The sequence below is a fragment of the Mycobacterium liflandii genome, from assembly GCF_022354805.1.
GTDB classification, from domain to species: Bacteria; Actinomycetota; Actinomycetes; order Mycobacteriales; family Mycobacteriaceae; genus Mycobacterium; species Mycobacterium marinum.
On sequence record NZ_CP023138.1, the window covers coordinates 2,460,413 to 2,484,693 of the forward strand.

Here is a 24,281-nt window from a genome sequence, read left to right on the forward strand (position 1 = left end):
GCGGGTGGCCGCGCGGCGACGGCGTGCCCGATAGCGGATAGTGATCAGCATGAGCGTTGTCGATGGCATCCGTTCTTTGCTGGATACCACCCTGGATCGGGCACTCGATCGCACCATCGTTGGGGGATACACCCGTGTCGGCTATCAGCTTCGCCATTCGGGCTGGTCCGACGATCCCTCACCGGCAGCCCTGCGGGGCCGCACCGCGATGGTCACCGGCGCAAATCGCGGCCTGGGTAAGGCCATTGCCGCCGGGTTGGCCGAGCTGGGAGCCACCGTTGTATTGACCGTGCGCGATCGCGACAGTGGGCAGCGCGCACGCGACGAGATCGCCGCGGCCTCCGGCGCCGACGTGCGGGTGGAGGTCTGCGATGTCTCCAGCCTCAGTGCCGTTCGGGCCTTCGCGACAGACCTGCGCACCCGGGTGTCCCGGCTGGACGTGCTGGTCCACAATGCCGGGTTGCTGCCCGCGGCCCGCGCCGAGACCGACGAGGGCCATGAGATCACGCTGGCCACCCACGTCTTGGGGCCGATACTGCTGACCGAACTGCTGGTTCCGATGCTGGCCGAGTCCGACGACCCGAGAGTGATCCTGATGTCTTCGGGCGGCATGTACACCCAACCGCTGCCGATCGAGGATCCCGAATACCGTGCCGGTGGCTACCGCGGGGCGGTCGCATACGCCCGCACCAAGCGCATGCAGGTGGCATTCACGCCGCTGCTTGCCCGGCGCTGGAGCGGCGAGCGCATCCGCGTCTACTCCATGCATCCCGGCTGGGCCGACACTCCGGGGGTGGCCACATCACTGCCGGGTTTTCGCGCGGTCATCGGGCCGCTACTGCGCACCGCCGAACAGGGCGCCGACACCGCGGTGTGGTTGGCGGCCACCAGACCGGCACCGCTGAGCGGCACCTTCTGGCATGACCGTCGGACTCGCCCGGAGCACTACCTGCCGTGGACCCGGTACAGCGACGATGACCGTCAACGGCTGTGGCGGTACTGCGCGGACGCGATCGGCATCGACTAGCGATCAGGCAGCGCGTGCTCGACGATCGGCAACCGGGGCAGCGGCTGCCGTTCTCCGCGCTTGGCCGCCAGGTACACCTGCGCGGTCTGCTCGGCCACGGTCTGCCAATCGAAGTCGGAGTTGAGCCGTTCCCGCGCGGCCCGGGCACGTTGCTGCGCGGCGGCCGGATCATCGAGCACACCGCACACCGCGGCGGCCAGCGCCGCCACGTCGCGGGGTGGGCACGATACCCCGGTGACCCCGTCGATCACCGCTTCGCCCAACCCGCCGATATTCGACGTCACCAACGGTGTTCCGGCCGCGGCGGCCTCCAGCGCGACCAGTCCGAACGGCTCGTAGTGGCTGGGGAACACCGCGGCGTCGGCCCGATGTAGCAGGGTCAGCAGTTCGGCGTGCTCGAGGTGGCCCAGGAACTTGGTGGCCTTGAGCACCCGGTGTTTGCGTGCCTGCTCGACCAGCCAATCCTGTTGGGTGCCTTCGCCGGCGATGGTAAGTGTGGTGCCTGGGTGCGCGCGCCTGATCCGCGGCAGTGCGGCAATGGCATTGTGCACACCCTTCTCGTACTCCAGCCGACCGACGTAGAGCAGTTCCGGTGGCCCGGTGCGTGGTTTACGGACCGCAAAAGGCCAGCGCGCCGCGTCGATACCGTTGCGAATCACCGCCGTTTCGGCCAGCCCTGGGCCGAACAGCTCGGTGATCTCATCGCTCATCGACCCCGAACATGTGATCAGCGAATCGGATTCACGCACCAGCCAGGATTCGACCGCGTGCACCTGGCGACTCAGATCTCCCGAAACCCAACCGGAATGCCGCCCGGCTTCGGTCGCATGAATCGTGGAAACCATTGGCACGTCGTAGTAGTCGGCGAGCGCAATCGCCGGATGTGCCACCAGCCAGTCATGCGCGTGCACGATGTCGGGTTGCCAGGGTTGCTCCGCGCCGGGACCGCTGAGGGTAAGGCCGGCCCGGACCATGGCGTGACCCATGGCCAGGGTCCAAGCCATCATGTCGCTACCGAAGCTGAATTCGTGCGGATCCTGCGCGGCCGCGATCACCCGGACTCCCTCGCTGATCAGATCAGACGGTGGGTGGGTGCTGGGGTCGGTGCCCGAGGGCCGGCGGGACAGCACCACGACTTCGTGGCCGGCCGCGACCAATGCGGTGGCGAGGTGGTGGACATGGCGGCCGAGCCCGCCGATCACCACCGGTGGGTACTCCCACGACACCATCAGGATCTTCATGAACGTGGCCCCCTCCACGAACGTGCACAAAATGTCGGCCGCAGCGGCGTGTCGCTGTACAGCCGCGCACGCTCGTCGGTCGCCGGCGCGCTCACTTGGGCAGCCTTCGTGCGTCCAGAGCCCCGAACAGGCCATCGGCGCGGTTCCAGCCTTGGGCCAGTCGCTGGGCGTTGTCGCGCCGGCCCGACGCCAGCGCCCCGGCGATCTCTCGGGTGGCGTGCGCATGCAAGTGCGTGCGATAGCGCGCATAGTCGGCGGCGGAGTCCTTGCTCACCATGAACGGCCAGTCGCTCGAGACGGTCAGCAGCGTCTCACGCAGGATCTGATCGGCGACGTGATCGCGGGGGATCGGGCCATCCAGGGACGCGGTCTGGGCCAGCGCCTTATCGACGGTGGTCAGTGCGGTGTCGACCACTTCGGAGTTGAGCTGGACCAGATCGGACACCTTGGGGCCGTTCCAGACTTGCCAGTCCTTGCCGGAACCCCAAGAGCTGGGGGGCAATTCGACCGGAGCGCCCACGAATCCGTTGGCCATGGCATCGTGCAGCGTTCCCACCCGCACGCCGGCGGCAGGCAGGGCGCGCAGCACCCGCTGCAACCAGGTCGGCCCCTCGTACCACCAATGGCCGAACAACTCGGTGTCGAACGCGGCGACCACGTGCGCCGGCCGGCCGATGCGCTGTGACTCGGCAATCAGCCGGCCGCGCACCACTTCGACGAAGTCGGCGACGTGGACGTCGATCGCGCGGTCGGCGCGCTGCGGGTCGTAGGGGGCTTTGGCCTCCGATGCCACATTGCGGCCGGTGACGCGGGCCGGTTTGAGGCCGGTCAGGTGATCGTAGGTGTGGAAATCGCGGTATGCGGCATGCCCGGGGTAGCCGGATTTCGGTGACCACACCCGGTAGCTGACCTGCAGATCACGCCCGAACGCGACCACGTCGGTGTCGCCGACCGGTCGGCCCAGTGCGGTGTCGCCGTGCAGGGATGGACCGTCCACCATGAAATGGCTGACCGCGGCGGCCGCGTAGTCGTGCTCCATGCCGGGGGCGTATGCGCATTCGGGTGCCCAGATCCCCGATGGGCTGTGCGCCATCCGCAGCCGTGCGTCGGCCAAACCTTCGCGCAGCGCGAACTCCCGCAGCCGCGGATTCAGCAACGGCTGGAACGGGTGGGCCAGTGGGCCGCCGAGCAACTCGACCGTGCCGGCGTCGATCAGGGCGCGCAGCAGCGGGCTTGCGCCATGGCGCCAGGCGGCGGCGAAGTCGTCAAGCGCCTGATCGGCCTCGGCGCACTCGCGGGTTCCGAAGTCGCGTAGGGCCTCTGGTGTGCAGGAGAGGTGTTTGGCCGACTTCGATGCGGGCGCAGACCGGACGCTGGTGGCCTCGGCCGCGCGCAGCCGCCAGTTGGCCAGCCAGTGATGCATTCCGTCCAGGCAATAGGGGTCATCGAGTTGGGCGTTGACTACCGGAGTCATCCCCAGCGTGATGAGCCCGCGGCGCCCCTCGTCGGCCAGGGTGCGCAGCACCCGGAACAACGGCAGGTAGGCGGCCGACCAGGACTGGTAGAGCCACTCCTCGCCGACCGGCCATCGGCCGTGGTGGGCAAGCCAGGGCAGATGGGTGTGCAGCACCAGGGTGAACAACCCGGGCACCCGGTCTGGCGAATTGGTGTTGTCCCAATTGGTCAATGCCGCACCGCGATCGCAATCAGATCCAGGCTGTCGTCAATTTCGTGGGCGGGTTCCAGCCCCGCCCCGATGATGTCGAAGTCCGCGGTGGTGACCGCCGCGACATCGGCGGTCAGTTCGGCTGACCACGGTTGGTCGGCGACCGCGCGGGCGATCTGGGCGTCGATGATCGAGCCGCCATGGCGTTCATCTATCGCGCGCAGCTGCGGCCCGTGGAACAACCCGTACATCGTCACCTCGGCAAAACCCGCTTCTAGCAGCAGTTCGGTGAGTTCGGCGGCGTTGAGTTCGCGAGTGTGGAAGGGGTTGATCGGGGTGTCGCGGCCGGGGGAGAAGGTGATCCGGTTCGGCGTGGACACCATCAATACGCCCGACGGGCGCAGCACCCGCGCGCATTCGCGGACGAATTGGCCCTGATCCCACAGGTGCTCAATGACCTGGAAGTTGACCACCACGTCCATCGATGCGTCGGGAAGGGGCAAGTCCGCCAGGTTCGCCTGCATTACCTCGACCCGGGGGTAGCGGTGGCGGACATGTGCTACCGCGGCCTCGTCGTAGTCCACGGCCACAACGCGGCGCGCGACATCGGCGATCATGTCGGCGCCGTAGCCTTCGCCGCAGCCCGCTTCCAGCACGTCGCGGCCCTCGCAACGAGGCGCCAGCCGTTCGTATACGACCTCGTGGCGACGGAACCAGTAGTTCTCGATGTCCAGATCGGGGATGGTGCGTTCGCCCGTCAGCGTCAACACCGCATCGACCGGCGGCGCACTGGCGGTCGGGATCTGGTCGGGAACGTCGGGGACGAATGAGCTCATTGCTAACGCAGGCTAGTGCCTAGCGCCCGATTCGCGAACCGTAGCCAGAAATGCCAGGAATGCTCGAGCCCCCGACGCGGGGGTCTGGCGGGGTGGGATAGCCGCGGGTTATGGGGGGGTGAGCGGGCAATTGAGCAACTGCCACCCGCTAAGGTGTGAGGGCAGACCGCGAGAAGTTACCGCCTAGTAACATGCCGTGCGGTTGCGAACCGCGTGACCGAAGTCCTGCAGTCGACGGCTGCGGGACTCCTTCGAGGAGGACGAGCCACACCCATGACAAACATTGTGGTCCTGATCAAGCAGGTCCCAGACACCTGGTCGGAGCGCAAGCTGACCGAGGGCGACTGGACGCTAGACCGCGAGGCCGCCGATGCGGTCCTGGACGAGATCAACGAACGAGCGGTGGAAGAAGCGCTGCAGATCCGCGAGCGCGAAGGCGGCGAGGGTTCGGTGACCGTGCTGACCGCGGGTCCCGAGCGCGCCACCGAGGCGATCCGCAAGGCCCTGTCCATGGGCGCGGACAAGGCCGTCCACCTCAAGGACGACGGCATGCACGGCTCGGACGTCATCCAGACCGGGTGGGCGCTGGCACGTGCGCTGGGCGCCATCGAGGGCACCGAGCTGGTGATCGCGGGCAACGAGTCCACCGATGGCGTGGGCGGCGCGGTGCCGGCCATCATCGCCGAGTACCTGGGCCTGCCGCAGCTCACCCACGTGCGCAAACTGTCGGTCGAGGGTGGCAAGGTCACCGGCGAGCGTGAGACCGACGAGGGCCTGTTCACCCTGGAAGCCTCTCTTCCGGCTGTGGTCAGCGTCAACGAGAAGATCAACGAGCCGCGCTTCCCGTCCTTCAAGGGCATCATGGCCGCCAAGAAGAAGGAAGTCACCGTGCTGACCCTCGCCGAGATCGGGGTTGAAGCCGGCGAGGTGGGCCTGGCCAACGCCGGGTCGACGGTGCTGTCGTCGACCCCGAAGCCTGCCAAGACTGCCGGTGAAAAGGTCACCGACGAAGGTGAAGGCGGCAACCAGATCGTGCAGTACCTGGTTGCGCAGAAAATCATCTAGCGAGTGCCCTGCATTTCAGGCCCAATGACGAAAGAGCGATAAACCCCATGGCTGAAGTATTGGTGCTCGTTGAGCACGCGGAAGGCGCGCTGAAGAAGGTCAGCGCCGAATTGATCACCGCCGCCCGTGCGTTGGGTGAGCCGGCCGCCGTTGTGATCGGCGCCCCCGGCACCGCCGCGCCGCTGGTCGACGGACTGAAGGCGGCCGGTGCCGCCAAGATTTACGTCGCTGAGTCCGACGTCGTCGACCAGTACCTGATCACCCCGTTCGTCGACGTGCTGGCGGGACTGGCTGAATCCTCGGCCCCGGCGGCCGTGCTGGTGGCTGCCACCGCCGACGGCAAGGAGATCGCCGGGCGGCTTGCTGCCCGGATCGGGTCGGGTCTGCTCGTCGACGTGGTGGGGATCAACGACGGTGGCAAGGCCGTCCACTCCATCTTCGGTGGCGCGTTCACCGTCGAGGCCCAGGCCACCGGTGACACCCCGGTGATTTCGGTGCGTGCCGGTGCGATCGAGGCCGAGCCGGCCGATGGCGCCGGTGAGCAGGTCAGCGTGGACGTCCCGGCCCCTGCCGAGAACGCCACCAAGATCACCTCGCGTGAGCCGGCGGTCGCCGGCGACCGCCCCGAGCTGACGGAAGCCACGGTGGTGGTGTCCGGTGGCCGTGGTGTCGGCAGTGCCGAGAACTTCAGCGTGGTCGAGGCGCTGGCCGACTCGCTGGGGGGTGCGGTCGGTGCTTCGCGTGCCGCGGTCGACTCCGGCTACTACCCGGGTCAGTTCCAGGTGGGGCAGACCGGCAAGACGGTTTCGCCGCAGCTCTACATCGCGCTGGGTATCTCCGGGGCGATCCAGCACCGCGCGGGCATGCAGACGTCCAAGACCATCGTTGCGGTCAACAAGGACGAAGAGGCGCCGATTTTCGAGATCGCCGACTACGGCGTGATCGGCGACCTGTTCAAGGTTGCCCCGCAATTGACCGAGGGGGTCAAGGCTCGCAAGGGCTGATCGGCCGATTCAGTAGTAGTAACGGCCCCGCAGGCAAGCCTGCGGGGCCGTTATCGTCGGCTGCGACATTTCGTCATCTGACGTGCACCGACATGTCACAGCGCTGATGCCGGTTAGCTGACCGGTTAGGCCACGTTGGTGGCATGAGCATCGCTTCTGTTCTCATACCCAGCGACAAGCCGCGTGGCCCGGCGACCGATGCGGGTGCCGGCCCGCGCTATTCCCTATTACTGTCCACCGATTCCGCGCTGATCGAGGCCGCTCAGCGCCTGCGCTATGACGTGTTCGCCGCCACGCCGGGCTTCGCGCTACCGGCGGCCGACGACCGCAGGGATGTCGACCGCTTCGACGAGTACTGCGATCACCTGCTGGTCCGCGACGACGACACCGGTGAGCTGGTGGGGTGCTACCGGATGTTGCCACCGGCAGGGGCCATCGCCGCGGGAGGCCTCTATACCGCTACCGAGTTCGACGTGGGTGCCTTCGACCCGCTGCGGCCGTCGCTGGTGGAAATGGGTCGCGCCGCGGTGCGTGACGGGCACCGCAATGGCGCGGTGGTGCTGTTGATGTGGGCGGGAATTCTTGCCTACCTGGACCGCTGTGACTACGACTACGTAACCGGCTGCGTGTCGGTGCCGATCGTCGAGCCAACCGGCCGGGACGGCATCACGCCGGGCCGCGAGCTGCGGGGCGTGCGTGACTTCGTGCTGAGGCGCCACCCGGCTTCCTACCGGGTGGACCCCTACCGGCCGGTGCGCATCGACGGCAAGAGCCTGGATGACATTGCCCCACCGCCGCGGCCGGCGATCCCGCCGTTGCTGCGTGGCTATCTGCGGCTGGGCGCGCAGGCCTGCGGCGAGCCCGCCCACGATCCGGACTTCGGGGTGGGGGATTTCTGTGTGCTGCTCGGCAAGCGTGACGCCGACATCCGCTACCTCAAGCGGCTCAGATCGGTGTCCGCGGCCGCGGAAATGGCGGGCGAGCTGGCGGGCGGAGCGGCCTGATGAACACTGAGGCCGGGCACTCCTGGCTGCCTCGCACCTCGTGCGACATCAGCTGCGTCAGCCTCGGCCACCCGGCGGTGCCCCGCCGGGTACCGGCCACCCTGCGGGTGGCGTTGCGCATCGTCTGGGCGCTGCTGCTGATGCCGGGGCTGCCGCTGCTCGGCGTGCCGGTGCCCGGCCGCAGCCACGCCCAACGCGCATACTGCCGGCTGGTCCTGCGTTGTTTCGGTGTCCGGATCACGGTGTCGGGCAGCCCGATCCGCAACCTGCGCGGGGTTCTGGTGGCCAGCAACCACATCTCCTGGCTGGACGTCTTTGCCATCGGCGCGGTACTGCCAGGTTCATTTGTGGCCCGCGCGGACATGTTCACCGGACCCGGGGTCGAGATTGTGGCCCGACTGCTGAAAATCATTCCGATCGAGCGGACCAGCCTGCGCCGGCTGCCCGGCGTGGTCGACACCGTCGCCCGCCGGCTGCGCGCCGGACAGACCGTGGTGGCCTTTCCGGAAGGAACCACCTGGTGCGGGCTGGCGTCGGGCAGCTTCTATCCCGCGATGTTTCAGGCCGCGATTGACGCCGGCCGTCCGGTGCAGCCGCTGCGGCTGACATATCACCACGTCAACGGGGCCATCTCGACCACCCCGGCCTTCGTCGGAGACGACACCCTGGCGCGCTCGGTTCGCCGGGTGCTCGCCGTGCGTCGCATCGTGGCGTCGGTGCATGTCGATTCCCTGCAACTGCCGGGCCGCGATCGCCGGGCCCTGGCCAGCCGCTGCCAGTCCGCAGTGCACGCTGGGGCGGCGCACCCGGCACACCGGCCCGCGCTGGTGGCCTGAAAAGGCCTCTCACCCTGCGGCAACGTGTCTGTGGACAATGGGTGACAGGGACCGTCAGCCCAGCGTGCAGGAGGCCGTCATGACAACATGGCCAACACCCGATCCGCCCGCCGGCGGCCAGGAGTCGGTGTGGGACTATCCCCGGCCGCCGCGGTTGGAGCCGTTCGCCGGTTCGATCACCATCGAGCTGGGCGGCCAGACGATTGCGTCGGCGACCCGAGCCTGGCGCGTGCTCGAGACCAGTCACCCACCCACGTACTACCTGCCCGAAGATGCGTTCGGCGACGGTGTGTTGCGCCCGGCGGCGGGCGGTTCATGGTGCGAGTGGAAGGGCCGAGCGAGCTACTTCGACCTGGTAACCCCGGCGCGACAGGCCGCGCACGCGGCATGGACCTACCCAAACCCCACCCACCCCTTCCAGCCCATCGCTGGTGCGATCGCGGTGATGGCGGCCCAGGTGGACCGCTGCACGGTCAATGGCGAGCCGGTGGTGCCCCAACCCGGCGGTTTTTACGGCGGATGGATCACCAGCTGGATTGTCGGCCCGTTCAAAGGCATTCCCGGATCGATGGGGTGGTAAGCGCGGCCGCCGGCTCAGGAGTTTGGGGTCGCTGACCTGGCCGGTATCGTGGAGCGAGTCATGGTCTACCTCGATCACGCCGCCACCACCCCGATGCATCCAACCGCCATCGAGGCGATGACGGCTGTGCTGGCCACCGTGGGCAACGCGTCGTCGCTGCACACCACCGGGAGGGCTGCGCGCCGGCGCCTCGAGGAATCCCGCGAGCTGATCGCGGCCAAGCTGGGGGCACGCCCCTCGGAGGTGATTTTCACCGCGGGGGGCACCGAGAGCGACAACCTGGCCGTCAAGGGAATGTACTGGGCGCGCCGAGACGCGCAGCCCGCCCGTCGGCGCATCGTCACGACTCGGGTGGAGCACCACGCCGTTTTGGACACGGTGGACTGGCTGGTTGAGCACGAAGGCGCCGAGGTGACCTGGCTGCCCACCGACGCCGATGGCTCGGTGTCGGCCAGCGCGTTGCGCGATGCGCTGGAGAGCCATGACGATGTCGCGTTGGTATCGGTGATGTGGGCCAACAACGAGGTCGGCACGATCATGCCGATCGCCGAACTGGCCGGGGTTGCCGCCGAGTTCGGTGTCCCCATGCACAGTGACGCCGTGCAGGCCGTCGGCCAGATACCGGTGGACTTCGGTGCCTGCGGCCTGGCGGCGATGAGTGTGACGGCACACAAGTTCGGCGGCCCACCCGGAGCCGGGGCGCTGCTGATGCGACGCGACGTCAGTTGTGTGCCGCTGCTGCACGGTGGTGGCCAAGAGCGCGATATCCGGTCCGGCACCCCCGACGTCGCCAGTGCGGTCGGTATAGCGGCGGCGGCGCGGATCGCGGTGGACGGGCTGGAGGCCAACAGTGCGCGGCTGCAGACGTTGCGGGACCGCCTCGTTGCCGGGGTGCTCGCCGAAATCGACGACGTTCGTCTCAATGGTGCCCGCGATCCGCTACGGCTGCCCGGCAACGCGCACTTCACCTTCCGCGGTTGCGAAGGTGATGCGCTGCTGATGCTGCTGGACGCCAACGGAATCGAGTGCTCGACCGGATCCGCCTGCACCGCCGGTGTCGCGCAGCCGTCGCATGTGCTGATCGCGATGGGCGCCGATCCGGCCAGCGCGCGTGGCTCGCTTCGTCTTTCGCTGGGGCACACGACAGTCGAGGCGGACGTCGATGCGGCGCTGCAGGTGCTGCCCGCAGCGGTGGCTCGCGCCCGCTCTGCCGCCGTGGCTGCCGCGGGAGCGGCCTGGTGAAAGTTCTAGCCGCAATGAGCGGAGGCGTCGACTCATCGGTGGCGGCCGCCCGCATGGTCGATGCCGGCCACGACGTCGTCGGCGTGCATCTGGCGCTGTCGACCGCGCCGGGCGCGCTGCGTACCGGCTCCCGGGGTTGTTGCTCCAAAGAGGACGCATCCGACGCGCGCCGGGTCGCCGATGTGCTTGGAATCCCGTTCTATGTATGGGATTTCGCCGAGAGGTTCAAAGAGGATGTGATCGACGACTTCGTGTCCTCCTACGCCCGCGGTGAGACCCCCAACCCCTGCATTCGCTGCAATCAGCGCATCAAGTTCTCGGCGCTGTATGCCAAAGCGTTGGCTCTGGGCTTTGACGTGGTGGTTACCGGCCACTATGCCCGGCTATCCGAGGGGCGGCTGCGCCGCGCTGTGGACCAGGACAAGGACCAGTCCTACGTGCTGGCGGTGCTGACCGCCGAGCAGCTGCGCCACGCGATGTTCCCGATCGGGGATACCCCCAAGCCGCAGATTCGGGAAGAGGCGTCCCGGCGCGGCCTGGCGGTGGCCGACAAGCCGGATAGCCACGACATCTGTTTCATTCCGTCGGGCAACACCCAGACGTTTCTGGGCGAGCGGATAGGGGTTCGTCGCGGCACAGTGGTGGACGCGGCCGGTGCGGTGCTGGCCACCCATGACGGCGTGCACGGTTTCACCATCGGGCAGCGAAAGGGCCTGGGGATCCCCGGGCCGGGGCCCGACGGCCGCCCGCGCTACGTGACGGCGATCGACGCCGAAACCGGCACGGTTCGGGTCGGTGACGTGGCCGATCTGCAGGTGCACGCGCTGACAGGGCGGGCGCCCATCTTCACCGCGGGTACCGCTCCGACGGGCCCGCTCGAGTGTGCGGTTCAAGTGCGTGCGCACGGTGAAACCACCAGTGCGGTAGCCGAATTGGTCGGCGACGAACTGTCGGTGCGGTTACATTCCCCGCTGAGGGGGGTGGCACGGGGGCAGACGCTGGTGTTGTACCGCCCCGATCCGGACGGCGATGAGGTGCTGGGCAGTGCCACCATCACCGCAACCTCGGCGTGCTCGCCGGTGTCCTAGCCCGGCACGTTGGCGGCGATGTTGGTGAGCACGATGTCAGAGACCGAATCCGGGAACCCGCAGAAGGTGACTTCCAGCAGGGCCACCGAAAGCACCCGGTAGTCGCGGCCGCAGTCACCGGGGCGCATGCGCAGCGAGTCGGCGTCGGCTTTCCAGCTGCTGACGAACAACCAGCCGCTGGAACTGTCTGCGCAACTTCCGACGGCGCCCACCAGATCGTCGAAGGCTCGTCGGGCGATGTCGGCGTCCGGATACACCGCCGCGGCTTCGGAGATCAGAGCGCTATCTGGCGGATCTTGGAAGGTGGTCTTGTGGAACCCCGCGATGTCGGGTCCAAAGGTGGTGGTCTCGGAGAAGATGAACTGGCATTCCACCGGCGCGGTCTTTGCCAGGGCATCGATATCCACCGGATAGCTGCCGTCCATCGCCGGAATGATCGTCAGGTCCTCGCCGGCGCCGGTGATCGCGCGCATCCGGGTTTGGTCCAATAGCAGGGCGCCGGCCTGCCGGGCCTCCGGGGCGGACGCACCGAACGCGGGTAGCGCTTCGCCGTCCACCACTCGCGTACACGCCGCTGCCAGGAGCGTGGCGCAACACATCAACAGCGGTCGAATCAGTCCTGGCCATCTGCCACCCCTTTGTGCTTGCAACCTACCCCGGCGGTCCGTCGGTAAACACCCCTGGCTGTGTGCCACCGATGTGATGTCGAATACGGTTGGCAAGTGAGTGTTTTCGCAACGGCGACCGGCGTCGGGTCCTGGCCGGGCATCCTTGCGCGGCCGGCCGCCGAGGTCGTCGTTGGCGAGTTGGCGGATGCGCTGGCTTATCTGGTGGAGTTGCCCGCCAGGGGAGTGGGTGCCGACATGCTCGGGCGGGCGGGCGCGCTGCTGGTCGACTTGGCCCTGGACACGGTGCCGCGCGGCTACCGCATTGTGTCGCGGCCCGGCGCGGTGACCCGCAGGGCCATCAGCATGCTCAACGAGGACATGGACGCCCTGGAAGAAGCTTGGGAGACCGCGGGCCTTCGGGGCGGCGGGCGGGTGGTCAAGGTGCAGGCTCCCGGGCCGATCACCCTGGCGGCCGGGGTGGAGTTGAGCAACGGGCATCGGGCCATCACCGACCCCGGGGCCGTGCGTGATCTGGCCGCCTCGCTCGGCGAGGGAGTGGCCGCCCACCGGGCGGAATTGGCGCGCCGTCTCGATACACCGGTGGTGGTGCAGTTCGACGAGCCGACGCTACCGGCGGCCCTGGAGGGGCGGCTGACGGGCGTGACTTCGCTGGCCCCGGTCGCCGCACTCGACGAGGCGGTGGCGCTGGGGCTGCTCGATACCTGCGTCGAGGCCGCCGGCGCCGACGTGGCGCTGCATAGCTGCGCGGCGGCGCTGCCGTGGGATCTTTTGCAGCGCAGTGGTATCAGCGCGGTGTCGGTGGATGTCGCAACACTGCGCGCCGCGGACTTGGACAGCATCGCGGCGTTCATCGACTCGGGCCGCACGGTGGTGCTCGGCGTCGTGCCCGCCAGCGTTCCCGACCGCCGGCCTTCGGCCGAAGAGGTCGCCGCCGACGTGGTCGCGGTGACCGACCGGCTTGGCTTCGGCCGCACGGTGCTGCGCGACCATGTTGGGGTCGCGCCGGGCTGCGGTCTGGCCGGCGCGACGCCGCAATGGGCCCGCACCGCGATCGGCCTCGCCCGCAAGGCCGCCGAAGGCCTGGCTCGAGATCCCGATGCCATCTGAGGGTGCGATGTTCGGGGCCTGTGGCCCTGGCGGAGACCTCACCCTGTTCCGCTGATTGGTGGACATGCGGGTCGACGGGTGTATGCATCCGATTGGCGGACAGACCGCACTCGTTCGCGTGAGTAGGGTTCGGAAATATCCCATACGGAACGGAATGGGTGAGTGATCGATTCGCGAGACAACGGCGATTCTGCGAGCCGAAAGCCATTCCTGATTTTTTTCGCGAGTGTGGGTTAAGCTCGCGCGAAGTCTGTTGGTTCGGGCCATGCAGACCGTGAGTGAAAATCAGGTTATCAACTGCTGATTTCGGTCGTGGGGTCCAGAAGTGGCGATATTGCTTGTCAATCCTCCCGGTGCCCGCCGTAATGGGCGCTCCTATTTGAGCGAGCAGAAGCTTGGCGACCCGTGGGTGTATTCCACCATGCCGATGGAGCACCTCGGCATGATGTCGATCAAGGCTTACGCCAAGACCCAGGGGATCGAGATTGCCACCGTCAACGGGCTCGTTGCCGGGCACAGTTCGGTACAGGAAACGTGGTCGGCCATCGAGAACGCCGTGCGTTGCAGCGGTAAGCCCCGGCTGGTCGGCTTTTCGTGCATCGACACCCTTCCTGAGGTGCTGTGGCTAGCGCAGCGCGTTCGCGAGACCTGGGACGACGTGCAGATCGCCCTGGGAAATGCGATCGCGACATTGAATTACGAGCGGATTTTGCGCCAGCATGACTGCTTTGACTTCGTGATCGTTGGAGACGCCGAGGTCGGATTCACCAAGCTCGCCAATGCCGTGGCCAATGGCGCTGCGCTTGACGACGTTCCCGGGTTGGCCCGCCGGGACGATCGCGGGCAGATCATCTGCTCGCCGTCGCGCCTGATCGACCTCGACGAGCTGCCCCGTCCGGCCCGCGACGAGTTGCCGAGCGTTCTTGCCGATGGCTTTTCCGCCGCGGTCTTTTCGACCCGTGGCTGCCCCTACCGCTGCACGTTCTGCGGCACCGGAGCCATGTCGGCGATGCTCGGGCGCAACAGCTACCGGGCCAAGTCGGTTGACGCGGTGGTCGACGAGATCGCGTACCTGAAATCCGATTTCGACATTGGCTTTCTCTGCATCACCGACGACCTGTTCATCTCCAAGCATCCCAGCTCGCAACAACGCGCGGCCGAGTTTGCTGACGCCATGATCAACAGCGGCGTTGACGTCAAGTTCATGATGGATATCCGCCTGGACTCCGTGGTGGATCTAGAACTGTTCAAACACCTGCACAAAGCGGGTTTGCGCCAGGTTTTCGTCGGCTTGGAAACCGGTTCTTATGATCAACTCCGCGCGTACCGCAAACAGATTATCAATCGCGGACAAGATGCCGCCGACACGATCAACGCACTGCAGCAGGTGGGCGTTGACGTAATACCGGGCACCATCATGTTTCATCCCACGGTGCAGCCGGACGAATTGCGCGAGACCGCGCGGCTGCTACGGGCCACAAAATTCATCTCCACCTATAAGTTCATGGGCAAGATCACCCCGTATCCGGGAACACCCCTATACCAGGAGTATTCGGATCTGGGCTATCTACGCGAGGAATGGCCGCTGGGTGAATGGGACTTCGTGGACCCGGAGGCCGCGCGTGTTTATGCCGATGTCTGTTCGCTCATCGCGCCACGCCCGGACCTGCCCTACGACGAGGCCGAGAAGTTCTTCCTGGCGCGCCTTGACGAATGGGACGACGTCATCGCCGCGCGAATTGAGCAAACGGCAGCCGACGGCACCGGCACACTCGAGCCGCCCGGCGGCCCTCAGACGCCGGAACTGCTGTCGTTGACCTGACAATCCCGCGCCTTGCGGGCTGATTGGCGCGCCAACCGAGCCGGGGCCGACTGGAATCGAGCGGGTCAGGACTGAGAACCCACGGGCAGTCCGATAGCTGCCCGAGGACCCCGCCACCCCACGTCCCCGGATCGGCAACTACGTATTGTGGCTGCGTTGCGCCTGATAATCGAGATGTCGGCGGTCCGGGTGGACGTCGCAAGGCCGTGTGCGGCGAGGCCGCACGCACGGATGGGAAGGGGGATGGGGCGCCGGGTCCGCCGCGCGGACGTCGTGCCCCTGATCGCCAATGACTCCTGAGGTGTTGCGGCAGTGGCAGGAACTGGCCGAGCAGGTGCGTGAACACCAGTTTCGCTACTACGTGCGCGACGCGCCGGTGATCACCGACGCGGAATTCGATGAATTGCTGCGCCGGCTGGAGGCGCTCGAAGAACAGTATCCCGAGCTACGCACACCCGATTCGCCCACTCAGCTGGTCGGTGGCGCCGGTTTCGCGACCGAGTTCGAACCCGTCGAGCATCTGGAAAGAATGCTCAGCCTCGACAACGCGTTCAACACCGAGGAACTCACCGCCTGGGCCGGCCGCATCCACGCCGATGTCGGCGACAGTGCGGCCTATTTGTGTGAGCTCAAGATTGACGGCGTGGCGCTGTCGCTGGTGTACGAAGGGGGGCGGCTGACCCGGGCCTCCACCCGGGGCGACGGCCGCACCGGCGAAGATGTCACGCTCAATGCCCGCACCATCGAGGACGTTCCGGAACGGCTTTCCCACAGCGAGGACCACCGCATGCCCGAGGTGCTCGAGGTCCGCGGTGAGGTGTTCTTTCGGGTGGCTGATTTCCAGGCGCTCAACGCGAGCTTGGTCGAGGAGGGCAAGGCACCGTTCGCCAACCCCCGCAACAGCGCGGCCGGGTCGTTGCGGCAAAAGGATCCGGCGGTCACGGCCCGGCGCAGATTGCGGATGATCTGCCATGGGCTGGGCCACACCGAAGGCTTTCGCCCGGCGACGCTGCACCAGGCCTACCTGGCGTTGCAGGCCTGGGGGCTGCCGGTTTCTCAGCACACCACGCTGGTCGCCGACCTGGCCGGGGTACAGGAGCGCATCGACTACTGGGGCGAGCATCGCCACGAGGTCGACCACGAAATCGACGGCGTGGTGGTCAAAGTCGACGATGTCGCCCTGCAGCGGCGGCTCGGTTCCACCTCACGGGCACCGCGCTGGGCGATCGCGTACAAGTACCCGCCCGAGGAAGCCCAGACCAAGCTGCTCGATATTCGGGTCAACGTCGGCCGAACCGGGCGAGTTACGCCGTTTGCGTTCATGACGCCGGTGAAGGTCGCGGGCTCGACGGTGGCACAAGCCACCTTGCACAACGCGTCGGAGGTCAAGCGCAAGGGCGTGCTGATCGGCGACACGGTGGTGATCCGCAAGGCCGGTGACGTGATCCCCGAAGTGTTGGGTCCGGTGGTCGACCTCCGTGATGGGTCCGAACGCGAATTCGTCATGCCCACAACGTGTCCGGAGTGCGGCACGCCGCTGGCTCCGGAGAAGGAGGGTGACGCCGACATCCGCTGTCCGAATACCCGCAGCTGTCCGGGGCAGTTGCGGGAGCGGGTTTTTCATGTCTCCAGCCGCAATGCCCTCGACATCGAGATGCTGGGCTATGAGGCTGGCGCCGCGCTGCTTTCGGCGCGGGTGATCGGCGATGAAGGCGACCTGTTCGGGCTCACCGAGGAAGAGCTGCTTCGCACCGACCTGTTCCGCACCAAGGCCGGTGACTTGTCCGCCAACGGCCGGCGGCTACTGGCCAATCTGGACAAGGCGAAGGCGGCGCCACTATGGCGCGTGCTGGTGGCGTTGTCCATCCGCCATGTCGGACCGACAGCGGCACGCGCACTGGCCACCGAGTTCGGCAGCATCGATGCGATCGTCGCCGCGACCACCGAACAGTTGGCCGCCGTTGAGGGAGTGGGACCGACGATCGCCTCCGCCGTTTCGGAGTGGTTCACCGTCGACTGGCACCGCGAGATCGTCGAGAAGTGGCGGGCCGCCGGTGTGCGGATGGCCGATGAGCGCGACGACAGTGTGCCGCGCACACTGGCCGGGGTAACCGTGGTGGTCACCGGCTCGTTGCCCGGATTCTCACGGGACGAGGCCAAGGAGGCGATCGTGACCCGTGGCGGCAAAGCCGCCGGTTCGGTATCGAAAAAGACCTCCTACGTCGTCGCCGGTGACGCACCCGGCTCGAAGTACGACAAGGCGGTCGAACTCGGCGTGCCCATCCTCGACGAAGATGGGTTTCGAAAGTTGTTGGAGCAGGGCCCCCCGGCCGAAGTGGGGGAGCCGACCTAGCGGTCGCAACCCCCGACGACCGGGCCGCGACGATTGTGGCTACCACCGGCGAGTTCTATCGTGGGCGCTATGACGCAGACTGCCGACCGGTCCGCGCAGGTATCACCGTGGTCGCCGCGTGAGGCGGAGTTGCTCGCGGTGACGTTGCAGTTGCTGCAAGAACATGGCTACGACCGGTTGACGATAGACGCCGTTGCCAACACCGCCCGGGCCAGCAAAGCCACCGTGTACCGGCGCTGGCCGTCGAAGGCCGAATTGGTGCTGGCGGCATTCATCGAGGGGGTGCGACAGGTCGCCGTCGCGCCGAATACCGGCTCGCTGCGCGACGATCTAGTGAAGATCGGCGAGGGCATTTGCGGCCAGGCCCACCAACAAGCCAGCACCATCCGCGCGGTGCTCGTCGAGGTGTCGCGGCACCCCGCGCTCAGTGACGCGCTGCAGCGTCAATTCGTGGATCAGCGCAAGGCGTTGATCCAGCAAGTGCTGCAACAGGCGGTCGACCGGGGGGAGATCACCCAGGCGGCCATCACCGACGAACTCTGGGACCTGTTGCCCGGCTATCTCATCTTCCGGTCCATCATCCCCAACCGGCCGCCGACCCCTCACACGGTGCAGCTTCTGGTTGACGACTTCATCATGCCGGCCTGACCCAAGCCACCGGGTGACCGTTGAGCCCCGGCGAGATCGGCGCGCGCCAGGAGGATACAGGCACGTTTCTTGTGCAGTACGGTCCAGTACCGTACTGTCATAGCAGTCAAACTCACTTGAAGTGCACCGCCACCCGGGCACGGGTGCTTCGGCCCCTCGTCGAAAGGCCAACAAGTGAAGGAGATTTCAATGGAAGCCCTCGTCAGAAGGGGGTGGATGATGATTGTCGCGGTGGCCGTCGTCGTGATCGCGGGATTTGCGATCTATCGTTTGCACGGAATTTTCGGGTCGCACAACAACGCTTCGGGCGCCAACGGCATCTCGAATGAAATCGTCCCCTTCAACCCCAAACAGGTAGTTCTGGATGTGTTCGGCGCCCCGGGGGCCGTGGCGACCATCAACTACCTCGACGTGAACGCTCAACCCCAGCAAGTCGCGGACGCGCCGCTGCCCTGGTCCTTCACCATCACCACCACGGAGCCGGCGGTTCTGGGCAACGTGGTGGCGCAGGGCAACGGCGGCACCATTGGCTGCCGGATCACGGTCAACGGTGAAGTCAAGGACGAGCGGATCGTCAACACCCCCGATGCCTACACCTTCTGTCTGGACAAGTCCGGATGAGTGACCAGCAGCCCACGCCGCCTCGCATCCCGCACGCGATCCGCCGGCTCGCGGTGCCCATCGTGCTGCTGTGGCTGGCCCTTGCCGCGATAACCAACGCTTCGGTGCCACAGCTGGAGGACGTCGGCAAGACCCACAACGTGGCGATGAATTCCCCCGATGCGCCGTCCTTGCAGGCGACCAAGCGAATCGGCAAGGTGTTCGGTGAGTTCGACTCCGACAGCTCGGCCATGGTGGTGCTCGAAGGCGACAATCCGCTCGGCGCCGACGCCCACAAGTTCTACGACATCCTGATTCACAAGCTCGAACAAGACACCAAGCACGTCGAGCATGTACAAGACTTCTGGGGCCGACACGCTCACCGCGGCGGGCGCGCAGAGCGCCGACGGCAAGGCCGCCTACGTGCAGGTCTACCTGACGGGAAACCTCGGTTCGGCGCAGGCCAACGAGTCGGTGGACGCGGTCCGTGACATCGTCGAGCACACCCAGGCGCCGCCGGGTATCAAGGCATATGTCACCGGCCCCGCGCCCCTGATCGCGGATCAGTTCGAGGTGGGCAGCAAGGGGACCGCCAAGGTCACCACGATCACCGTCGGGGTGATCGCGGTGATGCTGTTCTTCGTTTACCGCTCCGTCCTCACCACGCTGCTGGTGCTGCTCACCGTGCTCATCGAGATGGCCGCCGCCCGCGGCATCGTCGCCGTGCTGGGAAATGCCGGAATCATCGGGCTCTCAACCTACGCAACGAATCTGCTCACGCTGCTGGTCATCGCCGCCGGAACCGACTACGCGATCTTCGTGGTCGGCCGCTATCAGGAGGCCCGCTCTGCCGGCGAGGAACGAGATACCGCGTTCTACACGATGTTTCGCGGTACCGCCCACGTCGTCCTGGGCTCGGGCCTGACCGTTGCCGGTGCCGTGGCATGTCTGAGCTTCACCCGGTTGCCCTATTTCCACAGCCTGGGTATCCCAGCCGCACTGGGCATTCTGGTTGCGCTGCTGACCGCGCTGACCCTGGGGCCTGCGGTGCTGACGCTGGGCTCGGCGGTGGGCGTCTTCGAGCCCAAACGCGCGATGCGAACCCGCGGCTGGCGGCGGATCGGCACCGCGATCGTCCGGTGGCCCGGCCCCGTTCTGGTGGTGGCATGCGCGTTGGCGCTGGCGGGTCTGCTGGCCCTGCCGGGATACAAGACCAGCTATGACACGCGCCCCTACATGCCCTCCAGCGCCGCGGCCAACGTCGGATACGCGGCCGCCGAGCGGCACTTTTCCCGCTCCCGGTTGGAGCCCGAGCTGCTGATGATCGAAACCGATCACGACCTGCGCAACCCGGCCGACATGCTCATCCTGGACCGGGTGGCCAAGGCGGTTTTTCATGTACCCGGCATCGCCCAGGTGCAGTCGATCACCCGGCCGTTGGGCACCCCGCTTGATCACAGTTCGCTGGCGTTTCAGATGAGCGCGCAAAGCGCCAATCAGATCGAAAACCTCACCTACCAAAGAGATCGCGCGAACGACTTGCTCAAGCAGGCCGGCGAACTATCGACCACGATCGACCTGCTGAACAAGCAATACGCCCTGCAGCAGGAACTCGCGGCCACGACGCACGGCGAGGCCGAGAACTTCCACGACACCATCGCGACGATGAAAGAGCTGCGCGACAAGATCGCGAATTTTGACGACTTCTTCCGGCCGATACGCAGCTACTTCTATTGGGAGAAGCATTGCTATGACATCCCGGTCTGCTTTGCGCTGCGGTCGATCTATGACGCGCTCGACGGGATCGACCAGCTCACATCGAAATTCGAGGACCTCACGGCGACCCTGGACCGGCTCGACGCGCTGCAGCCCAAACTGGGCTTGATCCCACCCCAGATCGCCAGCCAGGAGACCAATCGCGAACTGCTGATGGCGAACTACGCGACCCTGTCGGGCATCTATGCGCAGACGGCGGCAGCGATCGAAAACGCCACGGCACTGGGCCGGGCTTTCGATATGGCCAAGAACGACGACACCTTCTACCTGCCGCCCGAGGTCTTCAATAATCCCGACTTCAAACGCGGTCTGAAGCTTTTCCTTTCGCCTGACGGCAAGGCGGCCCGCATGATCATCACCCACGAAGGTGATCCCGCCACCCCCGAGGGCATCTCGCACATCGACCCGATCAAGAAGGCCGCCCACGAAGCCGTCAAGGGCACCCCGTTGGCCGGGGCGCAGTTTTTCCTCGGCGGCACCGCGGCCACCTACTACGACATCCAAGACGGCGCCAAGTACGACCTGATGATCGCCGGGATCGCGGCGCTGAGCCTGATCTTGCTGATCATGATGTTTCTCACCCGAAGCCTGGTTGCCGCGCTGGTCATCGTAGGCACGGTTGCGCTGTCACTGGGGGCCTCATTCGGCCTGTCGGTGCTGGTGTGGGAGTACCTCTTTGGCATCAAGCTGTATTGGGTGGTGCTTGCCCTGGCCGTGATCCTGCTCTTGGCCGTGGGATCCGACTACAACCTGCTACTCATCTCACGGTTCAAAGAGGAGATCGGTGCCGGACTCAAGACCGGGATCATCCGTGCCATGGCGGGCTCCGGCTCGGTGGTCACCTCGGCCGGCCTGGTGTTCGCCGTCACCATGTGCGCCTTCGTGTTCAGCGGTTTTCAGGTGCTCGGTCAGATAGGAACCACCATCGGTCTTGGCCTGTTGTTCGACACCCTGATCGTGCGCTCGTTCATGACACCGTCGGTCGCCACGCTGCTTGGGCGCTGGTTCTGGTGGCCGTTGCGGGTGCGCCCCCGTCCGGCCAGTCAGATGCTGCGCCCCTACGGTCCACGGACGGCCGTTCGTCAACTGCTGCTATGGGAAGACGACGACCCGGTGGTTGCCAAAGAATCGCACTAGCCGCGCCGCGCTAGCGCAGCATGGTGGCCACGATCCCGGCCAGATAGCCCAGCCGAGCCACCTCCGAGGGCCGAAATTCCGGGCCGGGCCGCCCCAGCACCACCGCAGTGTGCTGGTCGCCCAGCGGCGCGGCCACCATCCTGGTGTCCATATCGCGCCAGACCTTTGGCACCCACTCGGCGCTTCCGTCCAGCGGTTTGGCTTGCTCGATCGGAAGCCACGGTGCCGAAGCGGCACGCGTCTCCGGGGCGCCCGGGCTTCCGGCCAACCGCTGCAACTCGCCCTCGACGCTGCGCAGCACCGTGCACCAGCTGACCCGCAGCACTCGGGGCGCCTCGTTGGCCAGAACCTGCAGCCGGGACGTGTTGTCCCGCGCCGTGGCGACGTGGTCAAGAAGCTCCAGCTCACGGTGGGCTTCCAAGAGGCCGGTATGCGGACGCACGCTGTCCACTCGGACGCCGTTGAGGGATTCCGCGGCGGTGATCAATGCGTCCGGCATGGCGCCCGGAGCAAGCTCGACGACCAGATCATCGATTGCATATCCACAGCCGCGCTCGACGACGTCGAGCGACAAGATGTCAGCACCTACCGAACCGAGTGCGATCGCCAGCGACCCCAGGCTGCCTGGACGGTCCAGCAGTTCGATGCGCAACAGATACGAAGGCACGCGCATCACTGTTGCACAGCGATGCGCGTGGGGCATTTCGGCAGGACACGATCGGGCCGCATCACGGCCGCCTCGAACTGCTCGGGAGACGGGCATCGCGTCGCATTCGGTGACGGGCGTGAAACCGGCCCGACGGGCGCGGTTAGGCTTTTCGCTCGTGTCCCAGATCTCCCGCGACGAGGTGGCCCACTTGGCCCGGCTTGCCCGTCTGGCGTTGACCGAAGATGAGCTTGACAGCTTCGCTGGTCAACTCGACGCCATCCTGACGCACGTCAGCCAGATCCAGGCCGTCGACGTCACCGGCGTCGAAGCCACCGATAATCCGCTCAAAGACGTCAACGTGATGCGCGCAGACCAGACGGCGCCGTGTCTGACGCAGGAAGAGGCGCTGGCCGAGGCGCCCGCAGCGGTTGACGGCCGCTTCGCCGTTCCGCAGATTCTGGGGGATAGCGAATGACCGACCTCATCCGATCCGATGCCGCCACGCTGGCCGCCAAGATTGCCGCAAAAGAGGTGTCCGCGACCGAGCTGACTCAGGCCTGCCTGGACCAGATCGAGGCGACCGATGACAGGTACCACGCCTTCCTGCACATCGGGGCGCACGAGGCGCTGTCTGCGGCGGCGGCCGTCGATACCGCCCTGGCCGCGGGGGAGCGGCTGCCGTCGGCGCTGGCCGGGGTGCCGCTGGCGCTCAAAGACGTGTTCACCACCGTCGACATGCCCACCACCTGCGGGTCCAAGATCCTCGAAGGCTGGCGCTCCCCGTACGACGCCACGCTCACCCTGCGGCTCCGCGCGGCCGGAATCCCGATTCTGGGCAAGACCAACATGGACGAGTTCGCGATGGGCTCCTCGACGGAGAACTCCGCCTATGGCCCGACCCGCAACCCATGGAACCTCGACCGGGTACCCGGCGGCTCCGGCGGTGGTAGCGCCGCGGCCTTGGCCGCCTACCAGGCTCCACTGGCCATCGGCTCGGACACCGGCGGGTCGATCCGCCAGCCGGCCGCGCTGACCGCGACCGTCGGTGTCAAACCCACCTACGGCACCGTTTCCCGATACGGGCTGGTGGCCTGTGCCTCCTCCCTGGATCAAGGGGGGCCGTGCGCGCGCACCGTGCTGGACACCGCCATGCTGCACCAGGTGATCGCCGGTCACGACGCCAAGGACTCCACCTCTTTGGAAACCGAGATACCCGATGTGGTCGGCGCGGCCAAGGCCGGCGCGTCCGGTGACCTGCGCGGCGTGCGCATCGGGGTGGTCAAGCAGCTGCGGGGCGACGGCTACCAGCCCGGAGTGCTGGCCTCGTTCGAGGCCGCGGTAGCGCAGCTGACCGCGCTTGGCGCCGAGGTGAGCGAGGTCGACTGCCCGCACTTCGACCATGCGCTGGCCGCCTACTACCTCATCCTGCCGTCGGAAGTGTCGAGCAACCTGGCGCGCTTCGACGCGATGCGCTACGGGCTTCGGATCGGCGATGACGGGACCCACAGCGCCGAAGAGGTGATGGCCATGACGCGGGCCGCCGGGTTCGGGCCCGAGGTCAAACGCCGCATCATGATCGGCGCGTACGCGTTGTCGGCGGGCTACTACGACGCCTACTACAACCAGGCGCAGAAGGTTCGCACCCTGATCGCACGCGATCTGGACGAGGCCTATCAATCAGTCGACGTGTTGGTTTCGCCGGCGACCCCGACCACCGCGTTTCCGCTCGGGGAGAAGGTCGACGATCCGCTGGCGATGTACCTGTTCGACCTGTGCACGCTGCCGCTGAACCTGGCGGGGCACTGCGGCATGTCGGTGCCGTCGGGATTGTCTCCGGATGACGGGCTGCCGGTGGGGCTGCAGATCATGGCGCCGGCGTTGGCCGACGACCGGCTCTACCGGGTGGGCGCGGCCTACGAGGCCGCCCGAGGCCCGCTACCCAGCGCCATCTGATTCCGCGCGAGCAGACAC

The 24,281-nt window shown here is 66.8% G+C and carries 19 protein-coding genes and 2 pseudogenes; 16 read left to right on the forward strand and 5 right to left on the reverse strand.

The features are described from left to right. Positions 1-49 precede the first annotated feature (49 nt). Positions 50-1,027, forward strand: a complete 978-nt coding sequence (locus CKW46_RS11225) for an SDR family NAD(P)-dependent oxidoreductase (RefSeq protein ID WP_015355103.1) — start codon at positions 50-52, stop codon at positions 1,025-1,027. Here the strand turns inward: CKW46_RS11225 and CKW46_RS11230 are convergent. From CKW46_RS11230 to CKW46_RS11240, 3 genes are all read right to left on the reverse strand, one after another. Further along, positions 1,024-2,268 carry a glycosyltransferase family 4 protein gene (locus CKW46_RS11230; RefSeq protein WP_240274961.1) on the reverse strand — a complete coding sequence of 415 codons (1,245 nt, stop codon included), beginning with the start codon at positions 2,266-2,268 and terminating at the stop codon, positions 1,024-1,026. The genes CKW46_RS11225 and CKW46_RS11230 overlap by 4 nt on opposite strands. A 91-nt stretch (positions 2,269-2,359) precedes the next feature. Continuing rightward, a complete protein-coding gene (locus tag CKW46_RS11235; RefSeq protein WP_482053160.1) occupies positions 2,360-3,955 on the reverse strand; it encodes a 1,4-alpha-glucan branching protein domain-containing protein in 1,596 nt (531 codons plus the stop codon). Further along, positions 3,952-4,770 (reverse strand): class I SAM-dependent methyltransferase, encoded by an 819-nt coding sequence (locus tag CKW46_RS11240; protein ID WP_011739997.1) that lies wholly within the window; start codon positions 4,768-4,770, stop codon positions 3,952-3,954. Before CKW46_RS11240 ends, CKW46_RS11235 begins: the two co-directional genes overlap by 4 nt. Positions 4,771-5,043: 273 nt before the next feature. Here CKW46_RS11240 and CKW46_RS11245 point away from each other — a divergent pair, with 273 nt between their 5' ends. The 7 genes from CKW46_RS11245 to mnmA all read left to right on the forward strand — a co-directional run bounded on the left by CKW46_RS11245 (position 5,044) and on the right by mnmA (position 11,589). Next, positions 5,044-5,835, forward strand: coding sequence for an electron transfer flavoprotein subunit beta/FixA family protein (locus CKW46_RS11245; RefSeq protein ID WP_015355106.1), 792 nt, complete (start codon positions 5,044-5,046; stop codon positions 5,833-5,835). Between the two features lie 47 nt (positions 5,836-5,882). Continuing rightward, the gene (locus CKW46_RS11250) at positions 5,883-6,839 is read left to right on the forward strand and encodes an electron transfer flavoprotein subunit alpha/FixB family protein (RefSeq protein ID WP_011739999.1); all 957 of its coding nucleotides are present in this window, start codon (positions 5,883-5,885) and stop codon (positions 6,837-6,839) included. Between the two features lie 143 nt (positions 6,840-6,982). Next, positions 6,983-7,843: a GNAT family N-acetyltransferase gene (locus CKW46_RS11255; RefSeq protein WP_012393509.1), complete on the forward strand. Its 861-nt coding sequence runs from the start codon at positions 6,983-6,985 to the stop codon at positions 7,841-7,843. Further along, complete coding sequence (locus tag CKW46_RS11260; protein WP_134427150.1) at positions 7,843-8,679, forward strand: lysophospholipid acyltransferase family protein; 837 nt, start codon at positions 7,843-7,845, stop codon at positions 8,677-8,679. The genes CKW46_RS11255 and CKW46_RS11260 overlap by 1 nt, the downstream gene beginning before the upstream one ends. A gap of 79 nt (positions 8,680-8,758) precedes the next feature. After that, on the forward strand, positions 8,759-9,259 hold the full coding sequence (locus CKW46_RS11265) for a DUF427 domain-containing protein (RefSeq protein ID WP_117435177.1): 501 nt from the start codon (positions 8,759-8,761) through the stop codon (positions 9,257-9,259). Positions 9,260-9,319: 60 nt separating this feature from the next. Next, positions 9,320-10,501: a cysteine desulfurase family protein gene (locus tag CKW46_RS11270; protein ID WP_011740002.1), complete on the forward strand. Its 1,182-nt coding sequence runs from the start codon at positions 9,320-9,322 to the stop codon at positions 10,499-10,501. Continuing rightward, positions 10,498-11,589 carry a tRNA 2-thiouridine(34) synthase MnmA gene (gene mnmA / locus CKW46_RS11275; RefSeq protein ID WP_011740003.1) on the forward strand — a complete coding sequence of 364 codons (1,092 nt, stop codon included), beginning with the start codon at positions 10,498-10,500 and terminating at the stop codon, positions 11,587-11,589. Before CKW46_RS11270 ends, mnmA begins: the two co-directional genes overlap by 4 nt. Here the strand turns inward: mnmA and CKW46_RS11280 are convergent. Next, positions 11,586-12,188 carry a sensor domain-containing protein gene (locus tag CKW46_RS11280; protein ID WP_482053161.1) on the reverse strand — a complete coding sequence of 201 codons (603 nt, stop codon included), beginning with the start codon at positions 12,186-12,188 and terminating at the stop codon, positions 11,586-11,588. The genes mnmA and CKW46_RS11280 overlap by 4 nt on opposite strands. Positions 12,189-12,311: 123 nt before the next feature. Between CKW46_RS11280 and CKW46_RS11285 the strand changes: the two genes are divergently transcribed. From CKW46_RS11285 to CKW46_RS11310, 6 genes and pseudogenes are all read left to right on the forward strand, one after another. Next, on the forward strand, positions 12,312-13,325 hold the full coding sequence (locus CKW46_RS11285) for a uroporphyrinogen decarboxylase/cobalamine-independent methonine synthase family protein (protein ID WP_015355111.1): 1,014 nt from the start codon (positions 12,312-12,314) through the stop codon (positions 13,323-13,325). A gap of 325 nt (positions 13,326-13,650) precedes the next feature. After that, a complete protein-coding gene (locus CKW46_RS11290; RefSeq protein WP_252872234.1) occupies positions 13,651-15,147 on the forward strand; it encodes a B12-binding domain-containing radical SAM protein in 1,497 nt (498 codons plus the stop codon). Positions 15,148-15,436: 289 nt separating this feature from the next. Next, positions 15,437-17,500, forward strand: a complete 2,064-nt coding sequence (gene ligA, locus CKW46_RS11295) for an NAD-dependent DNA ligase LigA (protein WP_015355113.1) — start codon at positions 15,437-15,439, stop codon at positions 17,498-17,500. A 57-nt stretch (positions 17,501-17,557) separates the two neighbouring features. Further along, a pseudogene (locus tag CKW46_RS11300) lies at positions 17,558-18,165 on the forward strand (TetR/AcrR family transcriptional regulator). Positions 18,166-18,337: 172 nt separating this feature from the next. Beyond that, complete coding sequence (locus CKW46_RS11305; protein WP_015355114.1) at positions 18,338-18,769, forward strand: MmpS family transport accessory protein; 432 nt, start codon at positions 18,338-18,340, stop codon at positions 18,767-18,769. After that, positions 18,766-21,661: pseudogene (locus CKW46_RS11310) on the forward strand (MMPL/RND family transporter). The gene CKW46_RS11305 and the pseudogene CKW46_RS11310 overlap by 4 nt, the downstream one beginning before the upstream one ends. Before the next feature lie 10 nt (positions 21,662-21,671). Here CKW46_RS11310 and CKW46_RS11315 read toward each other — a convergent pair. Next, entirely contained in the window at positions 21,672-22,328 is a 657-nt protein-coding gene (locus CKW46_RS11315; RefSeq protein WP_117435207.1) for an ACT domain-containing protein, read from the reverse strand. Positions 22,329-22,485: 157 nt separating this feature from the next. Here CKW46_RS11315 and gatC point away from each other — a divergent pair, with 157 nt between their 5' ends. Both gatC and gatA read left to right on the forward strand, forming a co-directional pair. Continuing rightward, the gene (gene gatC / locus CKW46_RS11320) at positions 22,486-22,785 is read left to right on the forward strand and encodes an Asp-tRNA(Asn)/Glu-tRNA(Gln) amidotransferase subunit GatC (RefSeq protein ID WP_011740011.1); all 300 of its coding nucleotides are present in this window, start codon (positions 22,486-22,488) and stop codon (positions 22,783-22,785) included. Next, entirely contained in the window at positions 22,782-24,263 is a 1,482-nt protein-coding gene (gatA, locus tag CKW46_RS11325; RefSeq protein WP_012393519.1) for an Asp-tRNA(Asn)/Glu-tRNA(Gln) amidotransferase subunit GatA, read from the forward strand. The genes gatC and gatA overlap by 4 nt, the downstream gene beginning before the upstream one ends. Positions 24,264-24,281 lie beyond the last annotated feature (18 nt).

Excerpts from the sequence above, each read along its gene's own strand:
- CKW46_RS11255 (WP_012393509.1), top strand. The coding sequence starts at position 6,983 with ATGAGCATCGCTTCTGTTCTCATACCCAGCGACAAGCCGCGTGGCCCG.
- CKW46_RS11270 (WP_011740002.1), top strand. The coding sequence starts at position 9,320 with ATGGTCTACCTCGATCACGCCGCCACCACCCCGATGCATCCAACCGCC.
- CKW46_RS11250 (WP_011739999.1), top strand. The coding sequence starts at position 5,883 with ATGGCTGAAGTATTGGTGCTCGTTGAGCACGCGGAAGGCGCGCTGAAG.
- gatA (WP_012393519.1), top strand. The coding sequence starts at position 22,782 with ATGACCGACCTCATCCGATCCGATGCCGCCACGCTGGCCGCCAAGATT.
- CKW46_RS11245 (WP_015355106.1), top strand. The coding sequence starts at position 5,044 with ATGACAAACATTGTGGTCCTGATCAAGCAGGTCCCAGACACCTGGTCG.
- CKW46_RS11265 (WP_117435177.1), top strand. The coding sequence starts at position 8,759 with ATGACAACATGGCCAACACCCGATCCGCCCGCCGGCGGCCAGGAGTCG.
- CKW46_RS11225 (WP_015355103.1), top strand. The coding sequence starts at position 50 with ATGAGCGTTGTCGATGGCATCCGTTCTTTGCTGGATACCACCCTGGAT.
- CKW46_RS11230 (WP_240274961.1), bottom strand. The coding sequence starts at position 2,268 with ATGAAGATCCTGATGGTGTCGTGGGAGTACCCACCGGTGGTGATCGGC.
- CKW46_RS11305 (WP_015355114.1), top strand. The coding sequence starts at position 18,338 with ATGGAAGCCCTCGTCAGAAGGGGGTGGATGATGATTGTCGCGGTGGCC.
- CKW46_RS11240 (WP_011739997.1), bottom strand. The coding sequence starts at position 4,770 with ATGAGCTCATTCGTCCCCGACGTTCCCGACCAGATCCCGACCGCCAGT.
- ligA (WP_015355113.1), top strand. The coding sequence starts at position 15,437 with ATGACTCCTGAGGTGTTGCGGCAGTGGCAGGAACTGGCCGAGCAGGTG.
- CKW46_RS11260 (WP_134427150.1), top strand. The coding sequence starts at position 7,843 with ATGAACACTGAGGCCGGGCACTCCTGGCTGCCTCGCACCTCGTGCGAC.
- CKW46_RS11280 (WP_482053161.1), bottom strand. The coding sequence starts at position 12,188 with ATGTGTTGCGCCACGCTCCTGGCAGCGGCGTGTACGCGAGTGGTGGAC.